The 20308-nt window shown below is 38.9% G+C and carries 18 protein-coding genes and 3 pseudogenes; 12 read left to right on the plus strand and 9 right to left on the minus strand.

Going from position 1 to position 20308, the window contains the following annotated elements:
• The first annotated feature begins 156 nt into the window (after positions 1–156).
• The gene (locus WKK05_RS37655; protein WP_341531356.1) at positions 157–951 is read left to right on the plus strand and encodes a methyltransferase domain-containing protein; all 795 of its coding nucleotides are present in this window, start codon (positions 157–159) and stop codon (positions 949–951) included.
• Between the two features lie 330 nt (positions 952–1281).
• Here WKK05_RS37655 and WKK05_RS37660 read toward each other — a convergent pair whose 3' ends face one another.
• Positions 1282–1986, minus strand: coding sequence for a tetratricopeptide repeat protein (locus WKK05_RS37660; protein ID WP_341531357.1), 705 nt, complete (start codon positions 1984–1986; stop codon positions 1282–1284).
• Between the two features lie 227 nt (positions 1987–2213).
• On the opposite strand from WKK05_RS37660, the gene WKK05_RS37665 reads away from it, so the two are divergent.
• The gene (locus tag WKK05_RS37665) at positions 2214–3686 is read left to right on the plus strand and encodes an IS66 family transposase (protein WP_341530879.1); all 1473 of its coding nucleotides are present in this window, start codon (positions 2214–2216) and stop codon (positions 3684–3686) included.
• A gap of 252 nt (positions 3687–3938) precedes the next feature.
• Here WKK05_RS37665 and WKK05_RS37670 read toward each other — a convergent pair.
• Positions 3939–4993 (minus strand): IS630 family transposase gene (locus tag WKK05_RS37670; protein ID WP_341525019.1). Its coding sequence is split into 2 segments (ribosomal slippage): positions 3939–4598 and positions 4601–4993, totalling 1053 coding nucleotides; the frame shifts between segments, so codons are not numbered across the junction.
• A gap of 131 nt (positions 4994–5124) precedes the next feature.
• Complete coding sequence (locus tag WKK05_RS37675; RefSeq protein ID WP_341531358.1) at positions 5125–5946, minus strand: hypothetical protein; 822 nt, start codon at positions 5944–5946, stop codon at positions 5125–5127.
• 111 nt (positions 5947–6057) lie between these two features.
• Here WKK05_RS37675 and WKK05_RS37680 point away from each other — a divergent pair, with 111 nt between their 5' ends.
• On the plus strand, positions 6058–7545 hold the full coding sequence (locus tag WKK05_RS37680) for an IS1380 family transposase (RefSeq protein WP_341527375.1): 1488 nt from the start codon (positions 6058–6060) through the stop codon (positions 7543–7545).
• Positions 7546–8077: 532 nt separating this feature from the next.
• On the opposite strand, the gene WKK05_RS37685 is transcribed toward WKK05_RS37680, so the two are convergent.
• A complete protein-coding gene (locus WKK05_RS37685; RefSeq protein ID WP_341531359.1) occupies positions 8078–9607 on the minus strand; it encodes a cryptochrome/photolyase family protein in 1530 nt (509 codons plus the stop codon).
• 215 nt (positions 9608–9822) lie between these two features.
• Between WKK05_RS37685 and WKK05_RS37690 the strand changes: the two are divergent.
• From WKK05_RS37690 to WKK05_RS37700, 3 genes and pseudogenes are all read left to right on the plus strand, one after another.
• Positions 9823–9978 (plus strand): annotated as a pseudogene (locus tag WKK05_RS37690) (DNA polymerase IV); the annotation flags it as partial.
• A 295-nt stretch (positions 9979–10273) separates the two neighbouring features.
• On the plus strand, positions 10274–10438 hold the full coding sequence (locus tag WKK05_RS37695) for a hypothetical protein (RefSeq protein WP_341531360.1): 165 nt from the start codon (positions 10274–10276) through the stop codon (positions 10436–10438).
• A gap of 490 nt (positions 10439–10928) precedes the next feature.
• The gene (locus WKK05_RS37700; RefSeq protein ID WP_341531361.1) at positions 10929–11213 is read left to right on the plus strand and encodes a hypothetical protein; all 285 of its coding nucleotides are present in this window, start codon (positions 10929–10931) and stop codon (positions 11211–11213) included.
• A 163-nt stretch (positions 11214–11376) separates the two neighbouring features.
• Here the strand turns inward: WKK05_RS37700 and WKK05_RS37705 are convergent.
• Positions 11377–11736: pseudogene (locus WKK05_RS37705) on the minus strand (transposase family protein); the annotation flags it as partial.
• A 196-nt stretch (positions 11737–11932) separates the two neighbouring features.
• Here WKK05_RS37705 and WKK05_RS37710 point away from each other — a divergent pair.
• Positions 11933–13090 (plus strand): ISAs1 family transposase, encoded by a 1158-nt coding sequence (locus tag WKK05_RS37710; protein ID WP_341531362.1) that lies wholly within the window; start codon positions 11933–11935, stop codon positions 13088–13090.
• Between the two features lie 251 nt (positions 13091–13341).
• On the opposite strand, the pseudogene WKK05_RS37715 reads toward WKK05_RS37710, so the two are convergent.
• Positions 13342–13839: pseudogene (locus WKK05_RS37715) on the minus strand (transposase family protein); the annotation flags it as partial.
• Between the two features lie 526 nt (positions 13840–14365).
• On the opposite strand from WKK05_RS37715, the gene WKK05_RS37720 reads away from it, so the two are divergent.
• Positions 14366–14566 (plus strand): hypothetical protein, encoded by a 201-nt coding sequence (locus WKK05_RS37720; protein ID WP_341531363.1) that lies wholly within the window; start codon positions 14366–14368, stop codon positions 14564–14566.
• Positions 14567–14622: 56 nt separating this feature from the next.
• Positions 14623–16095 (plus strand): IS66 family transposase, encoded by a 1473-nt coding sequence (locus WKK05_RS37725; protein ID WP_341530879.1) that lies wholly within the window; start codon positions 14623–14625, stop codon positions 16093–16095.
• A 429-nt stretch (positions 16096–16524) separates the two neighbouring features.
• Here WKK05_RS37725 and WKK05_RS37730 read toward each other — a convergent pair whose 3' ends face one another.
• Positions 16525–17583 (minus strand): SBBP repeat-containing protein, encoded by a 1059-nt coding sequence (locus tag WKK05_RS37730; RefSeq protein WP_341531364.1) that lies wholly within the window; start codon positions 17581–17583, stop codon positions 16525–16527.
• Between the two features lie 108 nt (positions 17584–17691).
• On the opposite strand from WKK05_RS37730, the gene WKK05_RS37735 reads away from it, so the two are divergent.
• Both WKK05_RS37735 and WKK05_RS37740 read left to right on the plus strand, forming a co-directional pair.
• On the plus strand, positions 17692–18045 hold the full coding sequence (locus WKK05_RS37735) for a hypothetical protein (protein ID WP_341531365.1): 354 nt from the start codon (positions 17692–17694) through the stop codon (positions 18043–18045).
• 7 nt (positions 18046–18052) lie between these two features.
• A complete protein-coding gene (locus tag WKK05_RS37740) occupies positions 18053–18226 on the plus strand; it encodes a hypothetical protein (RefSeq protein WP_341531366.1) in 174 nt (57 codons plus the stop codon).
• A gap of 359 nt (positions 18227–18585) precedes the next feature.
• On the opposite strand, the gene WKK05_RS37745 is transcribed toward WKK05_RS37740, so the two are convergent.
• Positions 18586–18879 (minus strand): hypothetical protein, encoded by a 294-nt coding sequence (locus WKK05_RS37745; RefSeq protein ID WP_341531367.1) that lies wholly within the window; start codon positions 18877–18879, stop codon positions 18586–18588.
• A 297-nt stretch (positions 18880–19176) separates the two neighbouring features.
• Here WKK05_RS37745 and WKK05_RS37750 point away from each other — a divergent pair, with 297 nt between their 5' ends.
• Positions 19177–19539, plus strand: a complete 363-nt coding sequence (locus tag WKK05_RS37750; protein ID WP_341531368.1) for a hypothetical protein — start codon at positions 19177–19179, stop codon at positions 19537–19539.
• A 61-nt stretch (positions 19540–19600) separates the two neighbouring features.
• Here WKK05_RS37750 and WKK05_RS37755 read toward each other — a convergent pair whose 3' ends face one another.
• Positions 19601–20107, minus strand: coding sequence for a DUF1993 domain-containing protein (locus tag WKK05_RS37755; RefSeq protein ID WP_341531369.1), 507 nt, complete (start codon positions 20105–20107; stop codon positions 19601–19603).
• Positions 20108–20308 lie beyond the last annotated feature (201 nt).

Consider the following 20308-nt stretch of genomic DNA (forward strand, 5'->3'; position numbering starts at 1 on the left):
TTAGCATTTGTTACGGCAATTGCTCAAGTCAGCGTACTGCCAATGGCGAGGTTAATTAACGTGAGTTCCGTTTCAGGCAATGGCAGTAAATTATGAGCATTTGTATTGCGCGATGCAACGATTGTGACATACCTTCAGACTGAATGGATGTTATTTATGACCTACAAACAAGAGGTTATCGATTTTTACAACGCTAGGACGAACTATGATAACGATGCCACTTTCAATCGCGCAATCACACTTTTTGACTATGCAACTCCATTTCCTGGGCAATCCGTTTTAGATGTTGCAACAGGAACCGGAAATATTGCCATCGAAGCTGCTAAAAAAGTCGGCACAAGTGGTTCTGTGATTGGAATTGATATTGCAACAGAATTACTCAAGATTGCTCAGCAGAAAATTCAAGCAGAAAACTTATCCAATATTGAGTTAATTGAAGTCGATGCACAAATATATGAGCCGGAATCGAATCAATTTGACGCAATCTATTGTTCTTACGCGCTCGTGCTTTTTCCCAACATTCCTACGATTCTCGGAAATTGGTATCGTTTTCTCAAATCCAGTGGATTCATCGCATTTACCTGCTCATCGGAAGATTCATATTCAGCATTGTCAATCGTAGAAGCCTGTACAAAACATGGAATCACACTTCCAAATCTGCATGAACCATTGGGAACACCAGAGCGAATTCAATACCTATTAACTCAAGCCAAATTTAATCAAATAGAAATTCATTCCCGACAACTGGGGACTTATTTGTGCTTAGAAAAAGCCCAGAGCAGATGGAATGGACAATTCTGGCTACATATCGATAATCCACTGCGCGAATTAAAACCGGAAAAAATTAGCCGGATTAAAGCGAGTTATGACGATAAGATCGCTGCGCTAGAAACTGAGGAGGGCGTATGGCATGAGGAATTAATTTACTACGTTGTTGCTCGTAAAGTATAACCATCAAAATAGGAACGATAGCGCTCCGATTCGAGTTGTGAGATTCATAATGCTCTGCAAACCCCATAATCTAAGGATTAAGCGCCCGAATATTAAGCCGAACTGGCTTTATCTAAATATATAGTGCAACAGAAACGCTCACGCCTATGCAGAGCATGAAGTTAATCATATAGTTGCATTTATATAGTACAATTGTACTTGTAAATGGTTAGATTGCCAAAGCTAAAAGTAAAACACACTCCACTATGCTTCTAGAAATTAATTTCTAGGGGCATTTTATACTCTTTTTAGTTGTGTAAATAGGCATCTTTGATGCTTATTTGTAATTTGTTAATTTAATTGCGCCGAGAGTCTTTGCATCTGTTGTTCTACAGACTTAATATGTTTATCATTTTTAGGCAAAAGGCGGTTGAATATCTCCAGTATCGTTTGGTAACACGAGAAGGCTTCTTCGTAACGTAATAATTGCTCAAAACAGTTAGCCAATTTTTGTATAATCCGAGCTTTATCGAACTCGTTAGCCCCAATGTATTTTAATTGAAGTGAAATATCGTAAAAAGCGATCGCTTGCTGATAGTTCTCAAGAGCCTGTGTATATTGCAACAAATTCAAGTGGAAATCAGCTATTGATATAAATACACTAGCTTTGAGTGCATAATTACCATAGTCATTCGGAGCAAATTTGATTGCAGTATCATAGATACTAAGCGATTGCTGGTAAGTTAAAAATGCTTCTTTTACATAGTCTTGCTTTGATAAAAGTTCAGCTAATCTTTCTACTACCATCCCGTAATATCCTAAACCAATCGCATCGTTAGGAATTAAAGAAAATACTCTTTCATACGTGGCAACTGCTTGCTTTAAACTTTCAAGCGCCTGGACTGATTGATTTTGCCGTAACTGTAACTCAGACAGCTTTTCGAGTGCAAAGCCTAAAAGTTTAAGAGTTTTGAAGTCATTGGGAGCGAACCTCAGCGCCGTGTTGTAATTCTTGATTGTAATCGTGTAACTTTCTATTGTTTCTTGCTGCTGCATAAAATTGCTCCAAAACTTAAATAGTAAGAATTCAGCACCCAAGAGTCAGAATCCAGAATAAAGATAGGAATTTATCAAGGTATTGATGCATGATTAGTATATTTATTCGTCAAATTTTCTCCTGATTTTTTAACTATTCTGACGAATGAATTCTGATTCCTGAATTCGTAAGGATTCAGGTGGCAGGGTATTGACAAAGGGGACACTTGAGGGAGAATATCGCAAATATGAACCAAAACCTGCCTCAAGAATTAGATCGAGAAAGCTTGAACCAGTTATCAAAAGAAGAACTGGTGGATATCATCATTGAGCAGAGCAAGGTAATACGTGATTTACAAAAAATCATTTTAGAACTACAGCAAGAAATAGAGCGTTTAAAAATCAGTAGGGATTTAGACAGTTCTAATTCGTCGAAACCACCATCTGGAGACATCCACAAAAAGAGCGAAAACAAAAAGGTACCCCTGCAAGAAGAATCAAATCAACCGAAAAAGAAACCAGGTGGACAGCCAGGACATCAAGGTAAAACTCGTAAGGGGTTTGGCAGAGTAGACCGTTATGAAATCTTACGTCCAAGTGATTGTATCTGTTGTGGTAACAAAGCATTTGCACCCCTAGCAGTAAAAGTAGAAAAACAGGCTGTAGCGCAATTAGTAGAACGTCCCATTGAAATAGTAGAATATCAACGCCATACCTGCGTGTGTGAGTGTTGTGGAAATGTACAAACAGCCTCATGGTCGCCAGATATCGTTCCAGGACAAGATTTAGGAGTTAGATTACAGGCGTTTTTAGGATGGGTAAACAATTATGCACACATGCCTTATGAAAAACAGCAAGAAATGTTGTGGGAACTGGGGCAAATTGAAATTGGGTTAGGAACGTTAGTTGCAACTAATGAACGAATCCAACAAGCGATTGAACCAAGCATTAATGAATTGAGCAATTGGGTAAAACAGACACAACCTAATGTTCATGTGGATGAAACACCTTGGTCAGTCAAAGGGATCAAAGAATGGTTGTGGGTAGTTGCCAATTCTGATTTCTGCCTGTTTACTGCTGCTGACACTCGTTCACGAGCCGAATTATCAGCCATTTTAGGGACTGAATATACAGGGGTACTCAGCAGCGATGATTTTAGCGTTTACAATGGTTATCCAGCTTTTGCCCAGCAGAAATGTTTGGCTCATCTACGCCGACACTTCAAAAAACTAATTATTCTTCCAGGTCTTCACAACCAAGCTATCGGTGAAACGTTTGTTAATTTAATTGATGAAGCCTTTAGGAATTACGCTCAATGGTTTGAGAGCCTTGACTCCTTGGGTTACAACGATTGGGTCAATCAATTTAAATCTAAGTTGCACTCCTCACTTAATCAGTGGATTGACAAGGCAGGAGCTACAGCTGGCAACCTTTTACGTTCTTTGCGTGATAAAGCAAATCAATGGTGGTATTTTCTTGATTATCCTGAAGTTCCTCCAGATAACAATCAGGCTGAACGATCGCTTCGTTTGGCTGTGACAAAGCGTAAGGTTAGCGGTGGTTCCCGTTCAATGGAGCGGTTTCAACACACTGCTAATTTGTTGACTGTGGTACAAACCTGCCGCCGTCAAGGTAGGTCTGTAATTGATTTTTTTGCACAAGCTCTACTGGTTGGTTCTCTTGACTATCAGTCTCGTCCGTCTCTACTTCCTGGATATTAGACCTGAATCCTTACCTGAATTCTTACATTAAATACAAACAAATCAAAGCAACTACTTAAGATTAATCACAAACCCTTTATTGCAGGGTAATAAGAGATTAGCTTTAATTCAATTTTTCTGAATTTGAAAATCAATTTCGCACCCTTGAATAATTACGTTATATACTGTTAGGGGTTGAGTAGATAGATGTGGTGGCAATAAATAAATCATTAAGTAGGTAGGCACCGAAATTTTCTACTATGTAACAAAATCTTAAGTTGATAATCTAGAGCTAAATTTTACACGATGTGTGTTGTGATTGTTTTTTTTTCCTCTAGCTTGAACACCATTGATGACGGCGTAAGCGAGATCTAGCTCATCATCAAATGCTTGCCCGGATAACTCATCTTTCTTGAGATGTTGCCATTCCAATTCAATTGGATTCATTTCTGAGCAATATTTCGGGAGAAAAAAGATGTACAAACCCTGACTTTCCCATTTTTTCCACAATTGTTGAACTTCTTGGCAGCGATGTATTGGCCCGTTATCTTGCACAATCACGCTGATACGTCCAGTTTCTTGGGCTTGTTTGGCTTCTTTCTCCATCATTTCTATATAAGATTTACGGTCAACACCACCGATAACTAAACCGTAAACAAAACTGATTAAAGGTTGGAGAAGCCCGATAATACTTAATCTGCGACCACGGCGTTTAGTCTGTTCTAACCGTTTTTGCTCACCTCTAAAGTAATATGTATAACTAGGTTCGCTCCACATACAGAACCCTGACTCGTCTAGGTATTTCAGGTCTATTTCACCAGTGGCAGCAGCTAATTCCAACATGTCTAGGTCTGCTTGCTTGTTTGCTCGTGCTACTGGGTCTTGTTTTCCTTTATGGCTTTTCCTTGTCCGTTTCCAATCGACCCCCTTTTTTTGAGTACCCGTCTTAATCTGTCGGCACTCATCTCAACGTTGCGTTCTGTTTTCAACTTCAAAGCTAACTGAGAACTATTGTATGTGCGTGGCTCGTTTCTGAGGCATTCTTCTAAAAATATCATGTCATCCTCAAGCCACTTTGGTTTCCCCCCTCGCCCAGGAGATTCCCAAAGCCCTTCTGTGCCCAGTTTTTGCCATTGATGCAAAACTTTTGTGACTGTTTTTTTGTGACAATCAAAGTGATCTGCTATCTTCTCTACATACCAACCATGTGCATTTAGCCTGATTATTTCCGCCCTGTCTTTGACTTTCTGTGGTACATCCTGTTTTCTCAGATTTAGTAAAGTTTGGTCTTGCTCAGGAGTCAGAAATACCCTTAAACGCGCACCCATACACCAACTACCTTGTAGATGCATTATCAGTCTTTACATATCTTAACATAGCTGACTTTTTTGGCACCTACCTACTTATAGAAGAGTTGCCAAGACTCGAATATCGTATTAATCAAGACTTGTTCTGTCTATTACTTGTCGGTTTCTTCAGCCTCCTGTTCTAGGAGGGCGATTAATTCAGACACTCGCATATTTTCACCAGTCCAGACTTGATCTAATAAGCGCAAATGTTCAATACTCAGATCGGTTTCCTTAATTATCGATACGTTAGTTTCACCCAATGCCCTCAACAAATCTTCAAATACCACTGAACCATTAAACTCAATTCCTTCAATCTCAACTGATGCTAAAGCTGATAACCGTTCACCACAGACATCAAACATAAACCAGTCACAAAAATCTTTTTCTATTTCTGGATGGCGACTACTAATACCTTGCATGAGCCAGAGAACGTAAATACTGGCAGTAGCATTATCCATCGTAGCTAATCGATTACCAGCCAGCTTACTAAGATTATCAAAGAATGGCACACCTAAAGTTTTTTCTAATATCTGCATTGAGCTTGGTTGCTCCTTAGATACTACAGATATTTCTGTATAATCTTCTTTTTTAGGAAAATTATTAACTAAGTATTTATTGGCTTGCTTTGACATGAACAGTCTTCCATCTGGGTGTAAGCTGAAATCTGACCCAGCTTTAAAACCACCTTTAATTAACTGTTGACTCATAACAACTGAGACATCGGCTACTGCTTCTTGGTAACGTTCCTTACCTGCATATTCTTCCAAAAACCAAACAAAATTTATATGGTCTACTTGTAAAAGTACTTCGTTGAGGAGTTCTGTAACAAGAGTAGATTCTACCTTGTTAAGGACTTCTTTGACTGATTGCATATTTTGAGAAGAAATCGCTGCAAATAACTGCTGTTTATTGTGTGCATTTTGCTGATTCATTTGTCTAATCCTACAATTTTGGCGTTACCCGGATTTCTCACAAAGCCGGAGAAAAGAGGAGTCAAAAACTGCCAAAATATCTATTGCACATGAATTCCAGCAGTTTTAAGCATGACCCCTCAGAAAACAGATTGTATACCGGAACAGTTCAAATTTGAACAAGTTAAATCATGTCCAGTCGTAGTTAATTTCAAGGGTGAGAGGGTAACATCAGATGCAGGATTGACTTTAATTGCGGAGCTAGACCGAAAAAGAGAAATTACATCGCGAGTAGCAAGATGTTTTAAAGATTACCGAGATTCCAATAGAATTGACCATTCAGTAGAAAGCCTAATCACGCAGAGAATATATGGTTTGATAATGGGTTATGAAGACTTAAACGACCACGAGGAACTGCGTCACGATCCAATGTTTATCCTGGCGCTAGGGAAAATAATGGGTTCAGAAAAAGAACTACCAGTCCTAGCAGGTAAAAGCACTTTAAATCGTATCGAACACTGTCCAGAAACTGTTGAATCAAGAGCATCAAGTCGATATCATCGCATTGGACATGATGCAGAAGCTATAGAGAAATTATTAGTTGAAATATTTTTAGAATCCTACTCCAAAGCACCACGACAGATAATTTTAGACTTGGACGTGACTGATGATTTAGTGCATGGCAATCAAGAAGAAGTGTTTTTTAACCCTTATTATAGAGGATATTGTTATGCTCCACTTTATATTTTCTGCGGTAAACATTTAATTGCAGCAAAGCTTCGTGCTTCTAATGTAGATCCAGCGTCGGGTGCATTATCAGAATTGCAACGAGTAATAAAACTAATACGTTTACGTTGGGATAATGTGAAAATTATTGTACGTGGAGATAGTGCGTATTCGAGAGAAGATATTATGAGTTGGTGTGAATCTCAAGTTGGAGTAGATTATGTCTTTGGGTTAGCCCAGAATAGTCGGTTAATTCAACTATCCCAACCAACCCAATACCGGGCTTATCTTGAATATTCGCAAAAACTGGAAACTGTAGTAGAGTTTTTTGAAACTTTATTTACTCCGTCAGATGACTTGAAAAAACAAGCAGCAGCCTTTGTTGATAACTCAGTTTGGTATTGTTCGCTTGATTATAAAACTTTAAAATCTTGGAGCCGTAATCGCCGTGTTGTCTCAAAAATTGAGTATAGTAAGTCAGGGGTAAGTACTCGTTTTGTTGTCACTTCACTCCCTACTAAATTAGTGCCTCCAGGACGACTTTATACCCAGAAGTATTGCCCACGAGGTGATATGGAGAATCGTTTAAAAGAACAGAAGTTATCACTAAAAAGTGATAGAACTAGTACTCATACATTTGCTGGAAATCAACTACGTCTGTGGTTTTCTTCTGTTGCTTATATTTTGATAAACGCTCTCCGAGAGCAATGTTTAACAACAAGCGAACTCAAAAATGCTACTGTTGGAACTGTTCGTACAAAGTTACTGAAATTGGGAGCCGTTATTACTGTTAATAGCCGATATATTTTAATCGCTATTAGTAGAGATTGTCCATACAAGAATATTTTTGCAACAGCTTACAGCTATTTATCTCGGCTAAACTGTTCTGGTTGATTTTCAGCTAATTGGAATTATAGTTATTAGCTTTAACTTGGGTAGATTTCATTGATTTAACCCTAGCTTTAGGCTGTCTATTTATCATTTTCAATAATCTTTGCTTTAGTATTTATTGTTTAGAATGTATCATATTTGTCTTTGTAGTTTCGGTTTACACGTTGTCATAATCTGTTGTTGATTATAGTTTAGTGTTGTATAAAATAATTTACTTTAAGTTTTACTCATCTCAATGATTTTTTCTCACTTGTGAGAAATCCGGGGTAAGGTAGCCCCCTCATCCCTTGTTATTCGTGGCTCTGTCAAACTTGCTTGTGCCATCGCTACTAAACTTCGTTCTTTTACCGCATCTGATTTAGCACAAGTTGATATCGTTACTTGGCTCGAATTACGCTCTCAATTGCAAAAACACCACAAAGCCAGAATTGAACAGTATCGATTTCGCCGAGACCCCAAGGCTTACTTAGCTAATTTAGAGAGTCGTCTTCTCTAGTAAGTTTTGCCACACTAGGATATTCCTTTACACGATTGGCTAAACGGTTGCTGCTTGCGTAGCGTGCCAATTTGAGGCTAAGGTGCGAATTGTCTGGAGTTCTGATGGTGAAATACGTTCTAGATTACGCAAAATTTGAGTCATGCGTGGTTGGTTTTTGAGTTTGTCATAATGACGAGCAAGAAAATCCCAATAAAAAAAGTTGAAAGGACAGGCATTTTCAGTAGTGCGCTCGCGGGGATTGTAAATACAATTCTTACAGTAGTCGCTCATGTTGTTGATGTAGTTAGCAGAAGCAGCATAAGGTTTAGAAGCGATCATTCCACCGTCAGCAAACTGCCCCATGCCAATGACGTTGGTTTGCATTACCCAATCGTAGCCATCAATAAAAGCGGCATGAAACCAGTCTTCAAGTTCTTGGGGGGAGATACCTGCAATTAAAGCGAAGTTGTTCAGTACCATTAAGCGTTGAATATGGTGAGCATAACCTATCTGTTTAACCTGAGTTAGAATTTGGTGCAGACAATTCATCTGTGTATTGCCAGTCCAATAAAAAGCAGGCAGTGGATGAGTGTGGTTAAACCAGTTACTTTCTTGGTAATCCTGTTGTAAGTAAACATAGACACCGTGCATATACTCTCGCCAACCAAGTACCTGACGGATAAAGCCTTCAACGCTGCTCAACTCCCAGTTGCTGCTGTTGTAATAAGCTTGTTGCGCTGCAATCACAACTTCTAAAGGATGCAGCAATCCAATGTTGAGATAAGGAGAAAGCATCGCGTGCCACATTGTCTGTTCGCCTGTCACCATTGCATCCTGATATGGCCCAAATGAAGACAAACGTGTTTCGATAAAAAACTTCAGTACAAGTAGTGCTTGCTGTCGGGTTACACCCCAGCGAAATGGTTCTAATTGCCAGTAAGAGCGATTGTCCTGGAATGCCTCAGATTGCTTAATGAAGTCAATAACATCTTGTGTGATTGAGTCTGGTTCAAACCATAAAGCTTCGGGTAAGGTGAGTTTGCCCTTTGGTGGTTTGCGATTTTGCTTGTCAAAGTTCCATCGACCGCCAACAGGCTGGTTGCCGGACATTAGAATGTTGAACCGTTGCCGTCCCTGACGATAAAAGTCTTCCATGATTAAACGTTTGCGACCACTGGCCCATTGTTGGAACTGTTGGTCACTCCAGATGAAGCGATTATTGGGTGTAAAAGTGACTTGAATTGTCAATTTTAGGTTTTGAATCAACACAGCAAAAGGGCGATCTGTTGGAGTCATCACCCGCAGTTCGGTAATTTGGTATTGCTCAATCCATTGAAGTAAAGGCGTGTTGAAGTCTTGGCTTTGAGCGTATGTTACTGCCCAGCCGAGCGAGCGCAATTCGTCCGCGAAGTGACGCATGGCTGACCAGACCAATACCAGTTTTTGCAAGTGATAAGGAAGTTGCCCTGCATGGGTTAGAGATTCAATAAAAATTACGGAAGTCTGTTGCTTTTGTTGCAAGCAACTTTGCAGTGCTGACTGCTGTGACCAAAGTTGATCTCCGAGAACCCAAACACCAATGGTCATCCTCTTGCTCCCTCTCATACCGTGCGTTGGCAACGTGACGACAAAATGTTACAAAAGCTTTCTCAATGAAAAAGCGGATGAAAGCCCAAAACTCGCGCTAGTGCTAGTGTACTATTATGGTGATAAGTTTCTCAAATATTCAGAGCGAATCACAAATTTACCAGAGATTATAGTCGTTCCCGCCGCTTGGTAGAAATGGTAATACTTCAACAACAATGCAGGCTAGAAAAATAGTTCACGTTGATATGGACGCCTTCTACGCATCAGTAGAACAACGGGACAACCCTAGCTACCAAGGCAAACCGTTAGTAGTTGGTGGCAGCCCGAATCAGCGAGGTGTGGTTACAGCAGCCAGTTATGAAGCCCGCAAGGGCGAATCGGGTTCGTAAGTCCGTTGGTGCAGAAACGAATGTCACGCTTGAAAACGTGAAATCTCGCGCTTGGCTATCTTGTTGGGGGTAGGGTGTAGGGTGTAGGGTGTGGTGTTTAAGACAATTAAACTTTAGTTGCGTCAAGGAGTTCAACATTTTCTTGATTTCCCAAACCTGCAACCCCACACCCCACACCCCACACCCTCTCATCCAGTTATATAAGGGGTTTACGCTTAACTTAGTGCCATTCGGTGCAGAAACCTCATTCGCACAGGACTTAAACGATGTCGGCCAGATGTTGCAGGAACTCGAAATTATTGCCCAAATAGTGGAGCAGCGGTTAGAGCAGCACGAAACACGGGGGCGCACATTACAACTCCCTTTTTTGGTCATGGTTGATCATGGAGATAAAGGATTGAGAAAATTCCGCCTCGGCAGCACAGAAGTAATCCTCGCTTAGTCAAAAAAACTCGTTCTAAATTTCCGTCTAAGAAACCTATTCATCGTGGCACTGGTACTCAACGTCAGCCACTCAATTTTTCCATTATCAACACTGCTTAATTCTTAACCAAAAAGTATTGGTTTTACTCGATTCAATCACTCAAACCATTCACTCTTTTAAAACCAGTACATAGGTTCAATCGTTCAATCATTCTATTAGCGCTATCTAGCAAGTCCATTACAAGATATAAACGATTAAAACGTACAAACTAACTTGAACGATTTAATGGGCTTTAATGGTCAAAATAATGCCCAAGTTCTGAAAGCCTGGGCAAATGATTGAATGATTTACTGGATTGGTTGTGTAAATCCAAATTCCAACTAAAGTTGGAATGATTTATCAATCATTCTATTGAGTAAAAATTTCAACTTTTAGGGGACGACAAGTTAGAGTTGATTGCATATTATTTGTACAGTATTCAGAATTGGTAAAAAAGGCGGAATACATTATGGATGTTTGGAATTTGGGTAAATTAGGAGTTGCAATCGTTGGTGCAATAGTTTTGTCTGGAAACTCTGCTATTGCCACAATCAATCCGGATGTGACTCTAGAGAATAATCTGAATGCACCTACCTTAAACACAGCGATAAAAAAGCACAATACATTAGGTAGCAATGCGCTGAAAATTAATTACAGCATTAAACAAACTCAATTTCAAAATAGAAATGCTGTAGATAAGAAAAAAGTTTTACTAGCAGGCTGCTGGAAACCCGGTACCCCCTACTGTTTTTAAGCTTTAGCGTTTTTTATTTCAACCTAATAAAAAAGTTGCTTAAATCACAGCCAGCTTTTTTATTAGGTTGGATTACAATACTGTCGATTATAATCGCTACAAAAAAAACGCTCCATTGACTACTATGGAGAAAGTTGATACAGCAAACTAATTCAGCAATTATTTAAGCTTTTAAAGCTAATTCATGATTGTAGATTCCGACAATCAGATTAGACCTTAATCCAAATCTGCGATGACGATTACGATATTGGTTAGATAAAATATTGAAAATCTTTAGACGACCATTAACGTGTTCGACAACAATTCTTAATCGATTCAGTTCTCGATTATATTCCTTCTGTTCTTTAGCTAACTTTTTTCCTTTTGGTTTCTTAATCGGTGTTTCACTTAATTTATGAACTTTAGCAATCCCTTGATACCCTTTATCCGCTATAACTTTTAGTAATTCACCAAACCTTACACCACTGGTTTTAAATAGTCGAAAATCATGAATTCTTCCCTTACCATGCCCTAAATAGATCAGGGCGAACGCATCTAAATATTGATGGAGATTAAAATAACACGATGAAAGCAGACAAGAACGGGATTTAGAGGGTAGAGAGCGAAAAAGAAAACAGTTGCGATCGCCCAGGATGAAAGATATGGCAGCAAGGATAGGCAAATGTGGTATCCTAACCTGGATTTAGGTGTGCTGTCATAGAAATAGATATTAAATAAACATGAAACTGAAGCCCAAAATTACAATAGCTGACCACTTTGGGGGAATAGAAGATCCAAGAATAGAGCGGACAAAAAGACACAAATTAATTGATATTCTGACGATAGCGATTTGTGCAGTGATATGCGGAGCAGAGGGTTGGATAGAAATAGAAATGTATGGATGTGCAAAACATGGTTGGCTAAAAACTTTTTTAGAATTGCCAAATGGGATTCCGTCTCCTGACGGAGACGCTACGCGAACACATGATACTTTTGCGAGAGTATTTGCCAGAATAAAACCAGAACAATTTCAACAGTGTTTTGTGAATTGGATGAAATCAATACAAAAGATAATAGAGAAAGATATAGTAGCAATAGATGGAAAAACATTGCGTGGTTCTTATGATAAGGGCAGTGATAAAGCAGCAATACATATGGTAAATGCTTGGGCTGTACATAATAGATTAGTACTAGGACAAGTCAAAACAAATGCCAAATCAAATGAAATTACAGCTATACCAGAATTACTGAAAGTATTAGAAATATCTGGATGTATAGTCACAATAGATGCTATGGGTTGTCAAAAAGAAATAGTGAAAGAAATAGTTAGGCAAGATGCAGATTATGTAATTACATTAAAAGAAAACCAAGGTCATCTATATTCGTATGTAGAAAACTTATTTAAAATCGGTATACAGACAGGATTTGAGGGATTAGATGAGGGAAGATACACAACAGAAGAGAAAGGGCATGGACGAAAAGAAATTCGTCATTACGTAATGATATCATCAGAAAAAGCACAGTTAAATTCTAATACAGACTGGATACAATTAAATAGTGTTGGTATGGTGGAGCATATTCGTCAAGAAAAAGGGAAAACAACAGTAGAAATTCGTTATTTTATTAGTAGCCTTCCGAATAATATTGAAAGGTTTACTAAGGCAGTTCGTAGTCATTGGGGAGTAGAGAATTCTTTGCATTGGGTATTAGATGTAGCATTAAAAGAAGATGAATGTCGCATCAGAAAAGATAATGCGCCAGAAAATTTTGCAGTATTACGTCAAATAGCAGTAAATCTTTTAGGTAAAGAAAAACGGATGAAAGTTGGGATAAAAAACAAAGGATTTTTAGCAGCAATGGATAACGAATATTTAGTCAGAGTATTAGCGCAACTTTAAGTAAAATAATTACTTAAAATTTGAAACATCAATAAAATATTTATATTTAGTAGTAGTGATGGTACGAATTCTCTACTTATATTGTAATATTTAATTTTATTGAGTTATCATTTAAAATTATTTTGAGTATCTAGGAATATAACTGTTAGTTATTATAACTAGAGATTGATTAAAGTTTACTATTTTATTAATAAAAAAATAGTTTTTAATTAATAGTCTCAATGTAGCTTGCTAAACTGTTAATAAATAAGATGCGTTTGCCCTGCTAAATAGATGATTTGACTGGTTTTTTGGTGAATAACTAATTGGTTTTTTAAAGTATGCTCCCTTTGTTTACCGCTGAAAAATTTCTTTTGACCTCTTTTTGGTCTTTCAATTGGGCTTTCAATAACATCCTTCCCTTCCAAATCTTCTTGACAGGACATTTTCAACAATTCTTTCTTACCAGGCAGGCTAAACTTTCTTGAGCTAATTAAAATGTTTTCAATTTTATAAACTGTCCGGCAAACAGCAGATTCTGATAGCCCCCAATCTAATCCGATATGGGAATAAGTACGGTACTCTCTCCAATATTGAATAACCATTAAAACTTGGTCTTCAATAATTAACTTAGGACGACGGCCTAGTTTCTTTTTCTTTTGAGCATCAGCTTTAACTACATCAACCATTAATTCAAAGGTTTTACGCCTCGCTCCAGTCAATCGCTTAAATTCTTTTGCACTTAGCTGTTTGGCTTTCTCTATTTTCACTGCTTCTCGATACTATTAAATGAATTCTTCGCTGTCATTTTGGCTTCCGATACTGTCATAGTTATTCTAAGAATTTTAACAAGAAAGAATTCTGTACGAGTGGCGGATGAATAAGTGGGTTTAAATCCCCATTAAATCTTCTCTTTCAGAGATCTGACTTTTCCCGTTATCTCCTTGATTGAGCGATAAGCGAAGCTTAAGCCTTCGGCTATCGCTTACTATACCCCTAGCCCAAAGCCCTATTCCCTCGTAATTTATTGTCAGTAATATTAGGCTATTGAGAATAGAGCCTAGTATGAAACTCTTGCTGCTTCGTTGTTTCATGACTTAAAGGGAAAAGTCAGATTGGTATCCAGGTACTTTGGCGAGGTTGGTTAAAATTACACGACCTCTGTGAGGGCTGGCAGCTTGCAAAAGAGACTTAACGGGAAAAGTCAGATACTGCTTGGCTTGCATAAGGCTGGGTTAATGCTCGTGTTTAGACCTTGTGTGTTGAAAAGTTATGGTCAGATAAAAAAGCTAAACAATGGCTAAACAATATCAAGTTATTTGCTGTAAGTTAAATGCGTATGTGAAAGTAACGTTTGAGCTGATGAGTATTGATATTTTAGACTTAAGTAGTTTGACGGCTATTATTAAAGCACTGAAAAGTTGCAATGATGATAATGTCTTTAATAATACTGAAAAACTGTTAAATCACAACAATAGCCAGGATATTGTCTTGTAAGGATTCAGGTGGCAGGGTATTGACAAAGGGGACACTTGAGGGAGAATATCGCAAATATGAACCAAAACCTGCCTCAAGAATTAGATCGAGAAAGCTTGAACCAGTTATCAAAAGAAGAACTGGTGGATATCATCATTGAGCAGAGCAAGGTAATACGTGATTTACAAAAAATCATTTTAGAACTACAGCAAGAAATAGAGCGTTTAAAAATCAGTAGGGATTTAGACAGTTCTAATTCGTCGAAACCACCATCTGGAGACATCCACAAAAAGAGCGAAAACAAAAAGGTACCCCTGCAAGAAGAATCAAATCAACCGAAAAAGAAACCAGGTGGACAGCCAGGACATCAAGGTAAAACTCGTAAGGGGTTTGGCAGAGTAGACCGTTATGAAATCTTACGTCCAAGTGATTGTATCTGTTGTGGTAACAAAGCATTTGCACCCCTAGCAGTAAAAGTAGAAAAACAGGCTGTAGCGCAATTAGTAGAACGTCCCATTGAAATAGTAGAATATCAACGCCATACCTGCGTGTGTGAGTGTTGTGGAAATGTACAAACAGCCTCATGGTCGCCAGATATCGTTCCAGGACAAGATTTAGGAGTTAGATTACAGGCGTTTTTAGGATGGGTAAACAATTATGCACACATGCCTTATGAAAAACAGCAAGAAATGTTGTGGGAACTGGGGCAAATTGAAATTGGGTTAGGAACGTTAGTTGCAACTAATGAACGAATCCAACAAGCGATTGAACCAAGCATTAATGAATTGAGCAATTGGGTAAAACAGACACAACCTAATGTTCATGTGGATGAAACACCTTGGTCAGTCAAAGGGATCAAAGAATGGTTGTGGGTAGTTGCCAATTCTGATTTCTGCCTGTTTACTGCTGCTGACACTCGTTCACGAGCCGAATTATCAGCCATTTTAGGGACTGAATATACAGGGGTACTCAGCAGCGATGATTTTAGCGTTTACAATGGTTATCCAGCTTTTGCCCAGCAGAAATGTTTGGCTCATCTACGCCGACACTTCAAAAAACTAATTATTCTTCCAGGTCTTCACAACCAAGCTATCGGTGAAACGTTTGTTAATTTAATTGATGAAGCCTTTAGGAATTACGCTCAATGGTTTGAGAGCCTTGACTCCTTGGGTTACAACGATTGGGTCAATCAATTTAAATCTAAGTTGCACTCCTCACTTAATCAGTGGATTGACAAGGCAGGAGCTACAGCTGGCAACCTTTTACGTTCTTTGCGTGATAAAGCAAATCAATGGTGGTATTTTCTTGATTATCCTGAAGTTCCTCCAGATAACAATCAGGCTGAACGATCGCTTCGTTTGGCTGTGACAAAGCGTAAGGTTAGCGGTGGTTCCCGTTCAATGGAGCGGTTTCAACACACTGCTAATTTGTTGACTGTGGTACAAACCTGCCGCCGTCAAGGTAGGTCTGTAATTGATTTTTTTGCACAAGCTCTACTGGTTGGTTCTCTTGACTATCAGTCTCGTCCGTCTCTACTTCCTGGATATTAGACCTGAATCCTTACATTGTCTTTATTGACCAGGCAGTTAAGAATTGCCAAGCTATTGTCCAAATAACAATCCCTGATGCTGAAGTTATTATACTGAATGATACGACTAATAAAGTTAATCAAATTACTGAGCTACTAAAACAACGCCGCCAGATCACAGCAATTCACATTGTCTGTAATGGAACTTCTAACTCGTTAAATTTGCTCACCATCCCGTTGCCAACCTACTACTCACACTAAATTCGTGAGCAAAGAGAGCTTCTTTGAGTTTTTTTGAGCAAGGGAAGGTCTTATACACAGAGATAAAAAATAAGTTTATCTAAGGCTGTTGTAGTAGTAAGAGTTATTAAGAATTACTCTTTTCTCCTCCATCGGGAGCGTCTCTTTTCAAGCGTACTATTCCAATATCAGCTAATGTATTTCTGTTGAGTCATGTTTTGTTAACTACTAACTTAGCAACCCAGGTATTACCGTCTCTTGCACTAGTGCTGTTGAGTTGGCTAAAAGTTCCACCTGTAATATAAATATTCCCTTGACTATCTACAGCTAAATCATTGCAGACGTCAAAGCTTGAAAAGCCAAGTTGTTGCAGCCAACGCAACTGCCCACTTGGCTCATATTTAGCAAGCCAAGCGTGACGGTTTAACTCACTACTGTTTAATTGACTCCATGTATATCCCGTAATATAAATATGACCAAAGTTGTCTACAGCAATACTTTTGGATACATTTACCTCTGAAGAAGGTAGTTGATGCTGCCAGTACAACTGCCCGTGGGAGTTATATTTAGCAATCCAGGCTGAACGATTGCTCTGACTGCTGCTGACTACTTGGTTAGAGATGTATCCAGTAATATAGATATAGCCGAAACTATCTACGGCAATGCCTTTAGCTACATCAGTCCAAGAAGATTGCAGTTGATGCTGCCAGCACAACTGCCCTTGGGGATCATATTTAGTAATCCAAGCTGAACGGCTGACTTCACCGCTGCTGGCTAATTCGCTAGCAGTATAACCAATATACACATAACCCTGTATGTCTAATGCAATTCCATTGGATGCGTCCGCTCCTTGAGGGAGTAATTGCTGATGCCAGCGTAGAGAGCATAGCTGTCCGTGTGGATCACATTTAGCTAACCAAACATCAACACCGCTTGTACTATTACTAGCTAATTGACCAAATATTCCACCTGTAATATGAACATAACTCTGGCTATCTACGGCTATGTCATTGAATACGTCATACCTTGAAAAGCCCAATTGATGTTGCCAGCACAACTGCCCTTGCGCGTCATATTTAACAACCCAGGCATTAACATTTCTGACATTGTTGCCTAATTGGCTCAAGGTATAACCCGTAATATAGAAATACCCCTGGCTGTCTACTGCAATACTTTTTGAGACATTAGCATCTGAAAAGGGCAGTTGATACTTCCATTGAACAACAATCTCTTCACCATTACTATTTTTTGTGTGAGTTTCTGGTTCCACAACTTTTTCAGTATCATGAAATTATGTTTGCTAAGACTTTTGGGAAAACCTAGCTTTACTATACAGCTACTTGCTTGATTTGTTCTAACTATTTTACTGGAGCAAGCGATGCCGTTCGCAAAGCGTCTCGTAGAGAAGGCGGGCGCTTACGCCATCGCCTTTGTAGAGCAACTGCCGATTGAGAAGTTTCACGGCATTGGAGAAGTAACAGCGGCTAAAATGCATTCGCTTGGCATTCATACTGGCGCAGATTTGAAAAGGCGATCTCTTTTGGAGTTAACACACCACTTTGGGAAAGCTGGTAATTATTACTACAAAATTGCCAGGGCAGAAGATGATCGACCAGTTGAGGCGAATCGGGTTCGCAAGTCGATAGGTGCAGAGACTTCATTTGCACAAGACTTAAACGATATCGGACAAATGTTGCAAGCAAGAACTCGAAATTATTGCTCAAATAGTTGAGCAGCGATTGGAGCAGCACGAAACACGGGGACGCACATTAACGTTGAAAGTCAAGTTCTCTGATTATCACCGCCTAACCCGCAGTAAGACTATGCTTGCTCCAATCACCGAACTGGATACAATTTTTGAGATAGCCAAAGCACTGTTTGAGTCGATAGACAAGAGAGAATCGCAGTATTAGGCTACTGGGCATTTCCTTGTCCAACCTGGATAACGCCAAACAAACCCAAGTAATTCAATTGCCACTATTTCAGAATGAGGGTGTCATTTTTTAATGATTGTGCTGTCTGAGCAGTGAAACCACATTTCTAAACTTTGGTAAATATTTATACTATACAAATATAAATATTTACCAAAAAATTTGAAGCACACCTTCATTTGAACTTACTCCATTTTTGCTACAGAAAATCGTCAGTAAGCTTGCTGTATATGCGTAAAAACTTAATACATATTTTTATTTTACATAGGAATAATAAAAATTATAGCTTTACTGTTTGTTAGAGCTAATTACCTTAGTTCGCTGTATAACTTAATGCTATCTTACCCACAGAAATCATCCACGCGGATATCGCGCCAGACATCAGACACTTGCCAGCCAGAGTTGCCCACAGAGCGCAGAGGACGATATTCGGGGATGTATGCAGCAGATTCAGGTACTTCGGTGTATGCGGGTGGTGTGGGTTCTTCAACAACTGGTTCTGACTCAAATAGGGATTCAGGAATTTGGCTCTCAGGTTGAACAATTTCGTCTTCTGGTGGCGGGATTACTTCTGTTCTCTTACGAACTGGTTTTTCAAATTTTTTGATGAGTCGGCGCATTTCTATAGGATTCATTCGGTTTACACAGAGTAGGGTAGGATATCCCAGAATACAGTAAGTTAGAACCAAATCCTCGCACATCTTGCCGTTTGTTGTATGGGTGTAGATTGCTTGAAGAGGAACGTGTAGGCGTAGCCTGCTATAGATATAGCTTTAACTATAGCTATGAAGTTGTCTACTCCCATATTGACAAATATTTGCCGACCAGTGGTCGGCAAAAAAATAATGAAAGTGAAAGCTTACGGGTTCACCTTTGTGCCTTACTCTGTGATGTGTGAGTAGTAAATGAAAATGTATTTATGAGAATTATCCATGAGCCAGTCAAAAGATAAAAACAAGAGTCTGTCTGTAAAGTCAAGTAACCCAAAGAGCAAGAGAAGAGAGATAAATTTAGAGGCGAGAAGCCAAGAAATTATACAGGTTATAGCATTTCTTCAGCCTCTGGGTTTTCTAGAGAATACTGATTACACTTTTAGCTTATCGGGTAACATTCATCTAGTGACAAATGCCAGTATAGAAAAACTCAAACAGCATCAACGTGCATTAATATGGCAGAAATCGGGAATAGTGAATTGGGCAGGGTCTGCGCCTACAAAAAAACGTCAGAAAAGTTTAGAAGATTTTGAACAGGAAATTCTATTTAGCGTACAATTATCGGGCGATGCAACAACTTAGCCGCTATACACTCACCCGATACGGAGAATGGAAATCAGTTCGCTATTAGATTGCTCCCGCGTTAACGCTTGCCTAAGAAGTCTTTTTTGCCAAGCTCTACACCGCAGTGCCTGAGAATGTCATAGGTTGTGGTGGCATGGAAATAAACGTTTGGCAAAACAAAATATAGGAGAAATGGCATTCCTTCAAAAGATAGGCTCTTGTCACCTTGCGTAATGGTAATTGTTTTATCTTCCGAACCATCTATTTGTTCGGGTTGAAATGTGTGTAAATAAGAGATAGTTTTCTGAACGCGGTCAATAAGTTCGGGTAATGTAGTTTCATTGTCCTCAAACTTGGGTGCTTCTACTCCTGCTAATTGTGCAGCACCTCTCTTGGTAATGTCAGAAGCAATTTGTACTTGTCTTGACAATGGAAACATATCTGGAAATAGACGACTATTAGGCAACACATACTGATCTATTTTTTTTGTTTGTGCGTATGTAGCACCTTTTTCAAGAATACCTACAAGGTTAGTTAGTGTGTGAATAAACACTGGTACTGAAGCTTGATACATTGAAATGGTCATTGATATTTCTCCTGAGAAAGTTCAATCTTCGTATAGTATCTGTATTTAATCATTTATAATGCCGATGTACGCTGCTCTCTCGAAACACGGTTGCAATGGATATCGCCTTTGCTTCCAAGTGCAAAGATATAAACTTTAGTTCCAATTGCAAAGATGTATTTATCAGTTTACTGTCAGCAAAACTGTTTGGAATTTGTGAGG

The sequence above is a fragment of the Nostoc sp. UHCC 0302 genome (genome assembly GCF_038096175.1).
Lineage (GTDB): Bacteria > Cyanobacteriota > Cyanobacteriia > Cyanobacteriales > Nostocaceae > UHCC-0302.